This window comes from Candidatus Omnitrophota bacterium, from assembly GCA_030650275.1.
Classification (GTDB): domain Bacteria; phylum Omnitrophota; class Gorgyraeia; order Zapsychrales; family Fredricksoniimonadaceae; genus JACPXN01.
Window position 1 is genome coordinate 1 of record JAUSEK010000025.1, and the last position, 14,714, is coordinate 14,714.

General features: G+C 54.6%; 14 protein-coding genes and 1 tRNA gene. All 15 read left to right on the forward strand.

Annotated features, from left to right (window positions below):
- A partial coding sequence (gene nirB, locus Q7K71_07565; GenBank protein MDO8675947.1) for a nitrite reductase large subunit NirB occupies positions 1-2,380 on the forward strand: 2,380 nt, incomplete at its 5' end.
- Positions 2,373-2,678 carry a nitrite reductase (NAD(P)H) small subunit gene (locus Q7K71_07570; GenBank protein MDO8675948.1) on the forward strand — a complete coding sequence of 102 codons (306 nt, stop codon included), beginning with the start codon at positions 2,373-2,375 and terminating at the stop codon, positions 2,676-2,678. The genes nirB and Q7K71_07570, both read left to right, overlap by 8 nt.
- Positions 2,679-2,712: 34 nt before the next feature.
- Complete coding sequence (locus Q7K71_07575; GenBank protein MDO8675949.1) at positions 2,713-4,047, forward strand: NarK family nitrate/nitrite MFS transporter; 1,335 nt, start codon at positions 2,713-2,715, stop codon at positions 4,045-4,047.
- Positions 4,048-4,052: 5 nt separating this feature from the next.
- Positions 4,053-5,666, forward strand: coding sequence for a DmsC/YnfH family molybdoenzyme membrane anchor subunit (locus Q7K71_07580; protein ID MDO8675950.1), 1,614 nt, complete (start codon positions 4,053-4,055; stop codon positions 5,664-5,666).
- 41 nt (positions 5,667-5,707) lie between these two features.
- The gene (locus Q7K71_07585; protein MDO8675951.1) at positions 5,708-7,906 is read left to right on the forward strand and encodes a nitrate reductase; all 2,199 of its coding nucleotides are present in this window, start codon (positions 5,708-5,710) and stop codon (positions 7,904-7,906) included.
- On the forward strand, positions 7,899-8,399 hold the full coding sequence (locus Q7K71_07590) for an MOSC domain-containing protein (protein ID MDO8675952.1): 501 nt from the start codon (positions 7,899-7,901) through the stop codon (positions 8,397-8,399). Before Q7K71_07585 ends, Q7K71_07590 begins: the two co-directional genes overlap by 8 nt.
- An 8-nt stretch (positions 8,400-8,407) precedes the next feature.
- A complete protein-coding gene (locus Q7K71_07595; GenBank protein MDO8675953.1) occupies positions 8,408-8,956 on the forward strand; it encodes a 5-formyltetrahydrofolate cyclo-ligase in 549 nt (182 codons plus the stop codon).
- Between the two features lie 30 nt (positions 8,957-8,986).
- Positions 8,987-10,561, forward strand: coding sequence for a ribonuclease Y (rny, locus tag Q7K71_07600; GenBank protein MDO8675954.1), 1,575 nt, complete (start codon positions 8,987-8,989; stop codon positions 10,559-10,561).
- A gap of 36 nt (positions 10,562-10,597) precedes the next feature.
- Complete coding sequence (locus tag Q7K71_07605; protein MDO8675955.1) at positions 10,598-11,377, forward strand: TIGR00282 family metallophosphoesterase; 780 nt, start codon at positions 10,598-10,600, stop codon at positions 11,375-11,377.
- A 1-nt stretch (position 11,378) separates the two neighbouring features.
- Positions 11,379-11,774 carry a PilZ domain-containing protein gene (locus Q7K71_07610; GenBank protein MDO8675956.1) on the forward strand — a complete coding sequence of 132 codons (396 nt, stop codon included), beginning with the start codon at positions 11,379-11,381 and terminating at the stop codon, positions 11,772-11,774.
- Positions 11,775-11,798: 24 nt separating this feature from the next.
- Complete coding sequence (locus Q7K71_07615; protein MDO8675957.1) at positions 11,799-12,170, forward strand: PilZ domain-containing protein; 372 nt, start codon at positions 11,799-11,801, stop codon at positions 12,168-12,170.
- A gap of 1 nt (position 12,171) precedes the next feature.
- A complete protein-coding gene (gltX, locus tag Q7K71_07620; GenBank protein MDO8675958.1) occupies positions 12,172-13,452 on the forward strand; it encodes a glutamate--tRNA ligase in 1,281 nt (426 codons plus the stop codon).
- Positions 13,449-13,667, forward strand: coding sequence for a hypothetical protein (locus tag Q7K71_07625; GenBank protein ID MDO8675959.1), 219 nt, complete (start codon positions 13,449-13,451; stop codon positions 13,665-13,667). The genes gltX and Q7K71_07625 overlap by 4 nt, the downstream gene beginning before the upstream one ends.
- A gap of 13 nt (positions 13,668-13,680) precedes the next feature.
- Positions 13,681-13,751 (forward strand) — tRNA-Gln (locus Q7K71_07630).
- A 20-nt stretch (positions 13,752-13,771) separates the two neighbouring features.
- Positions 13,772-14,704, forward strand: a complete 933-nt coding sequence (locus tag Q7K71_07635; protein MDO8675960.1) for a diguanylate cyclase — start codon at positions 13,772-13,774, stop codon at positions 14,702-14,704.
- Positions 14,705-14,714: the final 10 nt, after the last annotated feature.

Consider the following 14,714-nt stretch of genomic DNA (forward strand, 5'->3'; position numbering starts at 1 on the left):
CGGCAATTATAACCGCATTTTATTGAGCAATGTTCTCAACCAGACGCAGGAAGCCAGTGCTATTTTTATCAATCCTTTAAGCTGGTTTAAGGAAAATAATATCACCTTGCTCGCGGCTTTTAAAGCCGTCCACATTGACACCGGGCGCAAAACGGTCATTGCCCGTCAGCTGCATCCGCAGGCGCCTGCCTATGCCGCACACACCGATGATGCTTTTTTGGGAGGGTCATTGGAAGAAAACTATGATCATTTGATCATTGCCACCGGTTCCCGTCCGTTCGTACCGCCGATGGAGGGGTTTGGGGGTGAGGGGACGTTTTTGTTCCGCACCATTGATGATTGTGACCGTATTGCCGAATATGCCAGGAATTGTCAACGGGCCGTGGTGATCGGCGGCGGGCTTTTGGGACTGGAAGCCGCGCGGGGACTGATGACGCATCATGTGGAAGTGACGATCGTGGAGGCGGCCGGCCAATTGATGCCGGCCCAATTGGATGTGGAATCCGCGCAGATCTTAAAGCGCACCATGCAAGCCATGGGCCTGACCGTATTGACGGACCGCAAGACCGCGCAGATCCATAAGAATGACGGAAAGGTGACCTCCTTGGTATTTTCCGACGGGGCAACCATTCCCGCCGATATGGTGGTGGTCAGCGCCGGCATCCGTCCCATCACGGAGATCGCTAAGGGTTCCGGACTGAATGTCAATAAAGGCATTGTCTGCGATGATCAAATGCGCACCAGCGATCCCCATATTTTTGCCCTGGGGGAATGTGTTGAGCATCGGGGCAAATTGTACGGGCTGGTCGAACCCATTTGGACGCAGGCCAGGGTGGTGGCGGATGTGATCAGCGGATTTGATCCCCAGGCCGTTTATCAGGGCTCGAAAACCGGAACGAAATTAAAGGTCATGGGTGTCGACCTGATGTCGTTGGGAGAAAAAGAAGCCGGCGCCGACGATGATGAAGTCATTGTTTACCGTGAGCCCAACCGCGGCATTTATAAGAAGTTGATCGTGCGCGGCAATAAACTTTACGGGGCCATTCTTTTGGGGGACGCGGGGGCGGCGGACGTGCTCATCCAGATGTTCCTCAATGAGCAGGCCGTCCCGGAAAACCGTTCCGACCTTTTGTTCGGGGACGTCAAGGGGGCCGCCTTTATCCAGGCCGCGGACCTGCCGGACCACGCGCAGATCTGCAATTGCAATGGCGTGTGCAAAAAGACCATTGTGGAGGCCATCAGTAGCGGATGCGAGACGGTGGCGTCCGTGGGTGCCAGGACCAAGGCGGGCAAGGGCTGCGGTTCCTGCCGCGGGCTCATTGCCCAGATCATCGAGGCGAAATTGGGCAAGGTGTCCTATGACCCCAGCGATCATTATTACGTGCCGGGGATCCCATTGGAAAAATCACAATTACTGGCGGCCATTAAGACGGGGAATTTGAAGTCCGTCAGCGCCGTGTTCGCGGCATTGGCCGACGGCAAAGAAGACGCGGACAGCAAGGTGGGTCTGGCGTCGCTGTTAAAGACCCTTTGGCCTGATGATTATAAGGATGAGCGTGATGCCCGTTTTATCAATGACCGGGTGCATGCCAATATCCAGAAAGACGGGACATTTTCAGTGGTGCCCCGCATTTACGGCGGGGTGACGTCGCCGGATGAACTGATGCGCATCGCCCGGGCCGCGGTGAAATATGACGTGAAGATGGTGAAATTCACCGGAGGCCAGCGCATTGATCTGCTGGGGGTTAAAAAGGAAGATCTGCCCAATATGTGGAAAGATTTGGGGCTTCCCAGCGGCCATGCCTACACCAAGGCCTTTCGCACCTGCAAAAGTTGCGTAGGCACGGATTTCTGCCGTTACGGGCTGGGCGATTCCATTGCCCTGGCCCAGGAGATCGAACGCCGTTTTCAGGGGCTTGAGTCGCCGCATAAGATGAAGCTGGCCACGGCCGGCTGTGCCCGCAACTGTTCCGAGGCCTATGTCAAAGATCTGGGGGCGGTCGCCATCGGCGATGGGAAATGGGAAATTTATGTCGGGGGTGCAGCCGGCGGCAGTGTCCGCAAGGGTGATCTATTGTGCGTTGTCAACAGCCACGCCCAGGTGCTGACGTGCATGGGGCGGTTTATGGAATATTACCGGGAGCATGGCAAATATTTAGAGCGTACTTATGGTTTTGTGGAACGCGTGGGCATTGACGTTTTGCGCGGTATTCTCGTCGATGATTCGTTAGGGATCTGCGCCCAGCTGGATGAGCGTATCCAGAAGGCGGTGGACGCGTACAAGGACCCCTGGAAAGAAGCGGATCAACCGGTACATCCTCATCAGTTTGAAGGTCCGCAGTTGGTTGAGACGCTGCGCGTGGCGGAGAATAATGGTTGAGCTGACTGTCAAGCTTGGTTTGGTAGAGCAGATCCCCGTGGGGCAGGGCAGATGTTTTATTGTTGATGGTCGGGAAATCGCTGTTTTCCGTTCCCGGGCCGGCCGTATTTTCGCGGTGAGCCATCGCTGTCCGCACCGGCAGGGGCCTTTGGCCGAGGGGGTCATTGGGGGCAACCAGGTCATTTGTCCTTTGCACGGGCATAAATTTGATCTGACCACCGGCAAAGGCAGTGAGATGGGCGAGTGTGTCAAAACATACCGGGTTTGGGAAGAAAATGGTCAATTGATGCTGGCATAATTGCTATGTTTAACTTTTAAAAAGGATGGGGGCCATGAATCTACACAAAGCCAATAAGATCAATCTGCTTGATTTTAAATCCATTCCCATGCGCACATTCCACATGACGTGGTTTGCGTTTTTTTTAAGTTTTTTCGGTTGGTTTGCCATTGCTCCGTTAATGCCGCTGGTACGTCATGATCTGGGCTTAACTAAAACGCAGATCGGCAATACCATCATCGCTTCTGTTGCGATCACTATTATTGTCCGCTTGTTGATCGGTTGGTTGTGTGATCGTTTTGGTCCTCGACGCACTTACGCGGCTTTACTGATCATCGGGTCTTTGCCTGTGATGGCCATCGGTTTGGCCCATGACTATCAGAGCTTCCTTTTGTTCCGTCTGGCCATCGGGGCCATCGGAGCTTCTTTCGTATTGACCCAATACCATACGTCCGTCATGTTTGCCCCTAATTGCGTGGGGACAGCCAATGCCACGGCCGCGGGCTGGGGCAATATGGGCGGCGGTATTACGCAGATGGTGATGCCGTTCATACTGGCCGCGGCGATCGGTCTTGGACTTAGTGAAAGTTTGGGTTGGCGATTGAGCATGGTGGTCCCGGGCGTATTGTTGTTTTTGACGGGATTTGCTTATGCCCGCTGGACCAAAGATTTTCCACAGGGCAACCTGGATGAACTGCGCGCGCAAGGGCTGTTGCCGACGAGAAAACAAGCCAAGGGAAGTTTCCGCGCCGCCTTGAAGGATCGCCGGGTGTGGGCCTTATGCGTCATTTACGCGGCCAGTTTCGGGGTGGAATTGACCATGAACAATATTGCCGCGCTTTATTTTACGGACCAATTTCATCTGTCGATCGCGGCCGCCGGTTTGGTGGCCGGATTATTCGGTTTGATGAATCTTTTCGCCAGGTCATTGGGTGGATTTTTTTCCGACCGTTGTGCCCGCAGCGGCGGTTTAAAGGGGCGTGTCATTTTTTTAGGCGCCTCGCTTTTTATCGGCGGTTTATTGCTGATGGTCTTTTCGCGCATGACCGTTTTACCCTGGGCCATTGCGGCGATGTTGAGTTTCGCCTTATTTATCAAAATGGCCAATGGCGCGACGTATGCGGTGGTGCCGTTCATCAATAAGAAGGCCTTGGGGGCGGTGGCCGGGATCATCGGTGCCGGCGGGAACTTGGGCGGCGTGCTTTTCGGGTTCTTGTTCCGCGATGATAAAATGAGCTATATGGATGGCTTGTTTTATTTAGGCATAGCGGTCGCTGTCATGGCTGGGTTATCTTTGGCGGTCAAGTTCTCCGTTGAGGATGAACGCGAAACCAAGGAGGCCTTTGATGTGGCCCGCGCCCGGCAGTTGGAAGCTGTGGCCTTAGGTTAATAAATATGGACAATGATGAAATACTGGTCCATCAGGTCCTGGAGGACCAGCAGGACATGACCGCGGTTGAGACATTCGCGTTCAAGCATGATTTTCATCAACTGCCGTCGGGGGCCGGTCCGTATAAGCAATTGATCCCCAAAACAACGCCTGGGCCGGGACAGCAGTATGCTTTTGAAGTCAATCTCGACCAGTGTACGGGTTGTAAGGCGTGCGTGACCGCCTGCCATAATGAGAACGGTCTCGAGGAGGATGAGACCTGGCGGTCGGTGGGGCTGATCCATGGAGTCATCGCCGATCAACCCGTGATCCAGCATGTCACGAGTGCCTGCCATCATTGTCTGGACCCGGCGTGCATGAACGGCTGTCCGGTGAAGGCCTATGAGAAAGACCCCGTGACGGGCGTGGTCAAGCATCTGGGTGATCAATGCATCGGCTGCCAGTATTGCATTTTCAAATGTCCTTATGATGTGCCCAAGTACAGTAAGAGAAAAGGCATTGTGCATAAATGCGACATGTGCATCAGCCGCCTGGAGGTCGGCCAGGCGCCTGCGTGCGTGCGCGCCTGCCCCAATGAAGCGATCCGCATTACCCTGGTGGACACGGCCGTTGTCCGGAAAGACCCGTCGGAATTTGTCAGGATCCCCCAGGCCCCGGATTCCCGGTACACGCTGCCAACCACCCGTTACGTAACGGACAAAAAATTGACGCCGGACATGACATCCATGGATGCCGCTGTTTTTGAACCGGAACATCCGCACATGCCTTTGGTGGTGATGTTGGTTTTGACACAACTGTCCGTCGGTGCGTTTTGTGTGGAGGGACTGGTCAATTATTCCTTGCAGGATGATCTGCGCGTTTTGTTGATACCCGCCCACGCGTTGACTGCTTTGGCCTTCGGGCTTTTGGCATTGGGGGCCAGCATTTTTCATTTGGGCCGGCCGTTGTATGCTTTTCGCGCACTGCTGGGCCTTAAAACCTCCTGGCTAAGCCGCGAGATCCTGGCTTTCGGCGTATTCGCTTCTTTGGCTTTTGCTTATGCCGTTCGGGTAAAATATGCCCCGGCCGGATTTGCAGTATCAGCCGCGGGGTTGTTCGCTGTTTTTGCCTCGGTCATGGTTTACCGGGACACCCATCGGGTTTTATGGGACACCCCCATGACAACGTTTAAATTCTTTATGACGGCCGCTATTTTAGGGACAGTAACGGTGATGGCCGTATCATTGAGCGTCTGCGCCGTTTATTCACCCCAAAATTTTGTTGATGTCTTGCGGGCGGTTGGTATTCCCTTAGGCCGCGTGATGGCGGCTTTGACCCTGGTTAAAATTGTCGTCGAGGCGTCCTTATTTTCTTATCTGCGCCATCCGCGGATGACGCCGCTCAAGAAAAGCGCTGCGCTGATGTCCGGGCCTTTGCGGGCATGGACCACCCAGCGTTTTATATACGGGACCGTTGGCGGGGTTGTCCTGCCTGTTCTATTTCTGGTCATGAAGGATTATTTGACGCCCTCTTGGGTCTTGACCTGGGTTGGGGTCATGGCGGCCATGACAGCGGCCGGGGAGATCATGGAAAGGTATTTATTTTTCCGTGCGGTGACTCCTTTATCAGCCAGAGGCTGATCCGCCTTTGGCGGAAAGATGCCGCAGTAATGACAAACACGATGAAACAATTTAAGGATTTGATCCATCAAAAAACCGGTTTTCTGACGGATGAATTGGCGCTGGCGCCTTCTCTATTGGGGGTTTTGCCCCAACGGCTTTTGCCTGATGGGGCGGCGCGCGTGGTCTGCGGTTTTTGTTCGACGGGATGCAGTCTGGACGTGCATATCAAGAATGGAGTGCCGGTGAATCTGACGCCGACCAAGGGATATCCGGTCAATACCGGCGAGGCCTGTCCCAAGGGCTGGGAGGCCTTGACGCCGTTGAAGGCCTTTGACCGCGCCACCACCCCTTATGTGCGCAAAGGCCATGGCCGTCTGGAGCCGGCCCATTGGGACGCCGCGTTAAGGATCTTCACCAGCCGTTTTAAAGATATTCAATCACGCTACGGCAATGACAGCGTTGCTTTTTTGAGCACAGGACAGATCACCACCGAGGAAATGGCGTTGCTGGGGGCGCTGGCCAAATTCGGCATGGGCCTTGTTCACGGCGACGGCAATACCCGTCAATGCATGGCCACCGCGGTGGTGGCCTATAAACAGGCCTTTGGTTTTGACGCCCCGCCGTATACGTATCAGGATTTTGAAGAAAGCGATGTGATCATTTTTATCGGGGCCAATCCCTGCATCGCCCATCCGATCATGTGGCAGCGCGTGTGCCGCAATAAAAATAATCCGACGATCATTGTCATTGACCCGCGCAAAACCGAAACAGCCATGGCCGCCACCCGTCATTACGCGTTAAAGCCCAAGAGCGATCTGGTTTTGTTATATGGTTTGGCGCGCGGGCTTATTGAACGCGGCTGGCTTGACGCCGATTTTATTGCCGGGCATACGGCGGGTTTCAAAGAGTTCCGCGCGCATGTGAAGATGTTCACTCTCGATCATGTCAGCCGGGCCACGGGATTATCAGAGGCCCAGATCGAGCAATGCGTCGCATTGATCGCCCGGGGTAAGAAGGTCTCATTTTGGTGGACCATGGGCGTTAATCAGGGTCATGAGGCGGTGCGCACTGCCCAGGCGATCATCAATCTGGCATTGATGACGGGAAATATCGGCCGGCCGGGCACGGGCGCAAACTCCATCACCGGCCAATGCAATGCCATGGGCTCACGGCTTTTCAGCAACACGACGAATTTATTGGGCGGGCACGATTTTTGCGACAGCGCGCACCGGCGCAAGATCGCCACCCTCCTGAAGATAGACGAGGCACGGATCCCTTCTCAAAACAGTTTGCCTTACAATCAGATCATTGAAGAAATTGCCGTCGGAAAGATCAAGGGCCTGTGGATTATCGCCACCAACCCCGCGCATTCCTGGATCGGCCAGCAGGAGTTCCGGCAGATCTTAAAGAACCTGGAATTTCTCGTCGTGCAGGACATGTATCATACGACGGAAACCGCGCAGATGGCGGACCTGATCCTGCCGGCCGCCTGCTGGGGTGAGAAAGAAGGCACGATGATCAATTCGGAGCGGCGCATCGGTCTTTTGCGTAAAGTGGCCAAGGCGCCCGGTTTGGCCCTGGCTGATTTCTCTATTTTTAAATTGATCGCGCATTACTGGGGTTGCGGCGAACTTTTCAAGGACTGGCAAAGCCCCGAAGCGGTTTTTCAAATTCTCAAAGAGATCTCGCGGGGAACACCCTGCGATTTTACCGGTATCCGCGATTATGCCATGATCGAATCCAGCGGCGGCATTCAATGGCCTTTGCCTGAAGGGGCATTGCCGTTGGAAGATCAACGCCGTCTATTTGCCGACGGTCAATTTTTCACCGATGACCGCAAAGCCAGGTTTATATTTGAAGCGCCCCGGCCAGTCCCCGAAGATGTTTGCGATCAGTATCCTCTTGTGCTTTTGACGGGACGGGGCACATCCGCCCAGTGGCATACGCAGACACGCACCGCCAAGTCCCCGGTTTTGCGCAAGATGTACGCGCGGGACGTTTATGTGGAAATAAATCCCGAGGATGCCTGCAAATTGAGCATTCGTAGCGGACAATGGGTGTTTGTGTCCACCCGGCGGGGGGAGATCAGGGCCAGGGCCTTGGTGATCCCCAGCGTGCAGCAGGGGCATATTTTTTTGCCCATGCATTATGAGGTGAGCAATCATCTGACACTGCCGGCGTTTGACCCGTATTCCTATCAACCTTCCTATAAAATGGCGGCGGCGCGCGTAGCCAAGGTGCCGTATTACTATGCGTGAACCGATCTTGACCCCCCAGGTAGCGGCGGTGTGTATCTCCGGCGGGGGAATTCCTAAACTTCCCCAGACCTCGGTGCCGGTGACTTTCGCTGGCCTTGCCGGCGACGGGCACGATCACGCCAAGCACAATGATCCCTTACAGGCGGTGTGTCTGCAGGATATGGAGATCCTGGAGGATTTGACTAAGGAAGGGTTTGCCTTAAAGCCCGGGACGACCGGGGAGAATTTGACCGTGCGCGATCTTAAAGTCAATCATTTGGGGGTGGGGACAATTCTGGAATTTTCCGGCGGGGTGGTTTTGGAATTGACCAAGGAACGCAAGCCCTGTTACGTGCTGGATGCCATTGACCCGCGGTTAAAAGAAGCGATCGTGGGCCGCTGCGGTTTTTATGCCAAGGTCCTGCGGGAAGGCCTCATTCAAGCCGGCGACATCATTCAAGTCAGGGCACGGCAGGAATCCAGTTGTGCATTGGGCCCGGTCATGGTAATATAATTTTGCTCATGAATGACAAGAGCCGTTTAAGGAAGCATTATTTGGATCTTCTAAAACAGCAGGATCGTGAAGAGGGATTCAGGAAGAGCCGGTTGATCGCGGAAGAGTTTTTTAAACTTCCCGCCATCGTCAAAGCCAAAACCATCCTTTTTTACGCGTCCCTGCCGGGCGAAGTGGATACATTCGCGATGATCCGGAAGGCCATGGATTTAAAGAAACAGGTTGCATTGCCTGTTGTCCTGCGTGGACAAAGGACATTGATCCCGACATTAACCAAAAACATGAAAGATTTGCGCTTAAGCACATACGGCATTCACGAACCGCGGCGTCATAAAGACCGGGAGATCCCGCTCGAGCGCCTGGACGCGGTGGTGGTGCCTGCCTTGGCTTTTGACAAGGCCAACAATCGCCTGGGCCGCGGGAAGGGGTATTACGACCGCTTCCTGAAAAGTCTTTCATCCGCAGTGACCGTCGGTATCGCCTTTGATTTTCAGATCGCAGATCGCCTTCCGCTCGAGGACCATGATGTTCCGGTCCACCACGTCATCGCCGCCTGATCTTCGTTTTTAAATGAAGGGAGTCGTATTATGGAAAACGCCAACATTCTAGGCCAGGTGCTGTTTTTTGCCTTTGCCGCCATCGGCTGTGTCATTGCCGGGTTCTTTTTGAACCGTTTCATGGGACATAAACGCGGTCAGGAAGCGCAGAAAGGCGCTTTGGACATCCGTGAACTCGCCAGGCGCGAGGCCGAGACCATCCACAAGGAGGCGGAACTGCAGGCCAAGGATATTCTGATCAAGATGCGTCAGGATTTTGAGAACCAGAGTAAGGAGCGGCGCGAAGAACTCAACAACGCGGAAAAACGCATTGCCCAGCGCGAGGAAAATCTCGACAAACGCGTTGATCTTCTGGAAAAGAAGGAAAAGGACCTGGCCGCCCGTCTGGACGCGCTGCGCGAAGGCGAGGCCCGCATGAAAGAAAAGACCGAAGAATTGGCCAAGGTCCTGGCCGAGGAAAAACAGCGCCTGCACACCATCGCGAATCTTTCCACCGAGGAGGCCAAACAATTGCTGCTACGTCGCGTGGACGAGGACCTCTTGAGCGAGAAGGCCTCACGTATACGGCACATGCAGGAAGAGATCAAGGAAAGCGCCGACAAACGCGCGCGCGAGGTCATCAGCACCGCCATTCAGCGTTGCGCCTCCGACCATACGGCGGAGACCACGATCAGCATGGTGGTGCTTCCCAACGATGAGATGAAAGGCCGCATCATCGGCCGGGAGGGCCGCAACATCCGCGCTTTGGAACAGGCCACGGGGGTGGACATCATTATCGACGACACGCCCGAAGCCGTGACCATTTCCGGATTTGACATGGTGCGCCGTGAGATCGCGCGCATGGCCATTGAACAATTGATCGGCGACGGGCGCATCCACCCGGGCCGCATTGAGGAAGTAGTGGCCAAGGCCAAGGATGCACTTGAGAACAAGATCAAGGAAGAGGGCGAGAGAGCGGTGATTGAACTGGGCATTCACGGGATGCATCCCGAATTGACCAAATTGGTCGGACGCCTGCGTTACCGCACCTCGTTCGGACAGAACGGCTTGAGCCACTCCATCGAGGTCTCAAAGCTCATGGGCATCATGGCCCATCAATTGGGTGTGGACGTCAAGACCGCCAAACGCGCCGGGCTCTTGCATGACATCGGCAAGGTTGTTTCTTCCGACGTGGAAGAAGGAACGCACGCCATTGTCGGCGCCCGGCTTTGCCGCAAATACGGCGAGGCCGAGGATGTGTCTTACGCCGTTGAAAGCCACCACGGCGAAGTGGAGATGAACACCCTGTACGGCACCCTGGTCTCTGCCGCGGACGCCATCAGCGCCGCCCGTCCCGGGGCGCGGGCCGAATCCATGGAAACGTATATCAAACGTCTGGAAAATCTGGAAAAGATCTCCCATTCATTCAAGGGTGTTGAGAAGGCCTATGCTTTGCAGGCCGGGCGCGAGATCCGCGTCATGGTCATCCCGGACAAGGTCAACGACGATGAAGCCATTGTCATGGCGCGCGACATCCGAAAGAAGATCGAAGAGGAAATGGAATACCCGGGGCACATCAAGGTGATGGTGGTCAGAGAAACGCGCGCAATTGAATATGCTAAGTAGAGACGCAGCAATGCTGCGTCTGTACGAAATCAAATTATGAACATTTTATGCATCGGTGACATTGTCGGACGTCCGGGCCGCGAGGTGCTGGCGAAAGTTTTGCCCGGCCTTAAGGCGGAATATGCCGTGGACTTTGTTATCGCCAACGGCGAGAATGCCGCGGGCGGGTCCGGTATTCTACCCAAACAGGCCGAAGAGATCTTCGCGGCGGGCGTGGACGTTATCACATTAGGCGACCATGTGTGGGACAGGCCGGAGATCCATGCGTATCTGCAGGACAACACGCGGATCATCCGTCCGGCCAATTTTCCAGATGGCGCTCCGGGCCGCGGCTGGACGGTTGCCGACTCCGCCGCCGGCGTCAAGATCGGGGTAATAAATCTTTTAGGCAGGACATTCATGCGTTATAATGTCGAGTGTCCTTTTCGTACGCTGGACAAAGCCCTGGCGGAGGTCCGGGAGCAGACACTTTTAAGCGTTGTGGACATGCACGCCGAAACCACCAGCGAAAAAGTGGCCATGGGTCATTATGCTGACGGTAAGGTTTCCGTTGTGTTCGGCACGCATACGCATATCCAGACCGCCGACGAAAAGGTTTTGCCCGGCGGCACCGCGTACATCACGGACCTGGGAATGACAGGGCCGTATGATTCTGTCATCGGCCAGAATAAAGAAAAGATCATCCAGCGTTTTTTGACCAGCATGCCGCACAAATTTGAGGTCGCCGCGGCGGCCGCCACCCTCCACGGGGTGGTCGTTTCCGTTGATACGAAAACCGGACGGGCGCAAAACATCACCCGCATTCAAAGGGGGTAATATGTCTTGGGATGGATTCAACCGTCGCCGTTTCCCGCGCCTCCTGTACCCGTGTCTGGTCAAAGTGACCACCTCCCACGGCGCAGAGCAGAACGCTTTTTTGACCCACACGGAGAATATCGGCGTGGGCGGCATTTGCATCATCGCCAAGAGAGAGATCCCGCTGTTGGCTCCGGTCCAGATCGAGGTGGACCTTTTGGAAGAGGCCGACCATCTTTTTGCCAGGGGCCGCGTGGCATGGATCGTGCAGAGGAAAGCCCTGGAATCGGTCAAACCTCTTTTTTATGACATCGGCATTGGATTCGAGGGGCTTGCCGCGAAAGACAAGGCCCGTTTGGAAGCCACTGTTGCCCGGTTCATCAAAAAAGGGTATAAGATCCTCAAGCCCGTGTATTGATGGTTCGACAGGCTCACCATAAATATGTTCGACTCCGATAAACGCAGATTCCCCCGCGCTGATTATCCCTGCTCATTGACCGTATGGCATCAGGACGGCAATCAGGAGGTCATTCTCGCCCACACCGTCAATATCGGCGCCGGCGGTTTATGCGTGCGCCTGGACCGGAAACTTGTTTTGGATTCCTGTTTTGAGATCAGCATTGAATTCCCCCACAGCGCCTCGTTCAAATGCAAGGCCAGGGTCGTACGTTGTGAGGCATGCCCGGGCACGGCAGGCAAGGACCTTTATTCTGTGAGCTTGGAATTCGAGCCCATGGACGAAGTGAAACAGGCCGTTCTGCTGGGGATCGTTTCCGACCTGATCGCCCTCAACGAAAAGCACAAGAAGAAATAACATGGTCCGCGTCCGTTTTGCCCCATCACCGACGGGATATCTGCACATAGGCGGGGCCCGCACCGCGCTCTTTAACTGGATGTATGCCCAGGCCCAGGGCGGGCAATTCATTTTGCGCATTGAGGACACGGACAAGGCGCGTTCAAAGCCCGAATACCTCGATGAAATATTGGACAGCATGCGCTGGCTGGGGCTTAACTGGGACGAGTTTTATAAACAAAGCGACCGGTTCGGCCTTTACCGTCAGCACGCGCAGAAATTGCTGGATGAGGGCAAGGCGTATAAGGACGGCGAAGCGGTTTTGCTGAAGATGCCCCAACAGCAGATCAAGGTCTATGATCTCATCCGCGGCGAGATCACCGTTGACAGCGCAGAGATCAAGGACCAGGTCCTGCTCAAAAGCGACGGGTCGCCGGCCTACAGTTTCGCCTGTGTGGTGGACGACGCGCTCATGCAGATCTCCTGCGTCATCCGCGGGGAAGACCACATTTCCAATACCCCCAAACAGATCGTTATTTATGAGGCGCTGGGATTTAAACTCCCTAAATTCGCGCATTTGCCGCTTATTCTCGATGATGAACGGGCGCGCCTGTCCAAACGCGCCGGCGCGGTGGCCGTCACTGATTACCGCAAACAGGGATTTCTGCCGGAAGCAGTGGTCAATTATTTGATGCTCTTGGGCTGGTCGCCCGGGGATAACAAAGAAAAAATTGACCTGGCACAGGCGGTGAAGAAATTTTCCATCAAAAGGATCAATAAAGCCGGCGCCGCTTTTTCCATGGACAAGTTAAAATGGCTCAACGGCCAATACATCAAAGAGATGGACGATGCCCGGCTGGCCCTGCTGGTGACGCCATTTTTGAAAGAAAAGGGATGGGATGCAAAAGCGGCCGGAAAAGACCTGGCAAGTATTGTCCATTTATTCAAATCCAGGATGAGCACGCTCGCGGATTTCCTGGACTGGGCCGGGTTTATTTTTAACGACGATGTTTCTTATGACGAGGGCGCCCGGACCGAACACCTTTCGAAGAGCATGGTCCGTGAGTTTGATCTTTTGGCACAGCGTTTGGGCGCTATAGTGGATTTTAACGCGGCAACCGCCGAGGAGGCGTTCCGTTCCTTGGTCAAGGAATTGGGCATTGAGGCCGGGGCTATGGTGCATCCGGTGCGCGTGGCTTTGACCGGCCGCGCCGTGGGGCCGGGGCTTTTTGATACAATGGCGGTTTTAGGCAAGGACAAGACTGTTAACCGTTTGCGTAATGCATTCCAGGAGGTTTTATGAGAAAAATATCATTGCTTTTGATGGTCCTGGCCGTGTCAGCTATTTTGACCGGCTGCGAAACGCTCAAATCCACCATCAGCGGCCCGTTCATCGGTTTGGAAAAGGACATGCAGAATGCCGGCAAGGCGATCGAGAGCGTGTGCAAGCCCGATCCGGTCACGGGAAAAAGCAAGCTGGACAATGCCGACGGCTGGGTGCAAGAGCATCTCTGGTAAATTTCGGTTTTATTGCCTTGTCGTCTAATGGTAGGACATCAGATTCTGGATCTGAGTATCATGGTTCGAATCCATGCGAGGCAATTTAAATAAAAGGACAGTGGATGGACGCGTATTTAGCAGGGAACAAAGACCTGAATTTCCTGAATCCGGAATCCCATAAGATATTCCGGAATCTGGTGGAAGGGATTAAAATAGGGATCTTTATGGCTGACGCGCGGGCCAAGATCTTTTACGTCAACAAGGCCTTTGCCGATACTTTTGAATTACAAAATTGTTCCCAAGCGCTTGGGAAGAGCTGGCCGGAGACTTGTTTTCCCGACCCTGACCGGCGCAAACAATTCCTTGTCGAACTCGAGGCCCTCGGGGTCGTCAAGGATTTTGAAACAACGCGCGTCCTTTTGTCCGGGCGGAAAGATTATCTGCTGATCACGGCCAATCATATCTATAGCGACCAGGGAGAGAAGACAGGGACCCACGGTTTCGCGGTCGATATTTCCGACCGGCGTCGGCTGGAAGAAGAGTTGTCCCTCAAGAACCAGGAATTGGAACACCTTTCCCAAACAGACCCCCTGACGGGGCTGTTGAACCACCGCAGTTTTATGCAGAAAATGGAAGAAGAGGTCCGGCGCGCCGTCAGGTACAGGTCCCCGTTGAGTTTAATGATGATCGACGTGGATGATTTTAAAACATACAACGACACCCAGGGCCATCTCGAGGGAGATCGTCTGTTAAAAAGGCTGGCGGAGATATTCAGGACCAATTTGCGTGCCACTGAATTCATCTGCCGGTATGGAGGGGATGAATTCAGCATCATTCTTCCCCAAACGGATGCGGCGCAGGCCGCCGTGGCCGGAGAAAAGATACGCGCGATGGCCGCTAAGGAGTTTTTAAAGGCAAAGGTTTCCATCAGTATCGGTGTGGCGCAATTCCAGACGGGTTGGGGCACAGAGGCCCTGATCAAAGAGGCGGATGAATTGCTTTATCGGTCCAAGAAGGCCGGCCGCAACCGCGTTTCATTCAACCCTTCAAAATGAGGAGAATTTC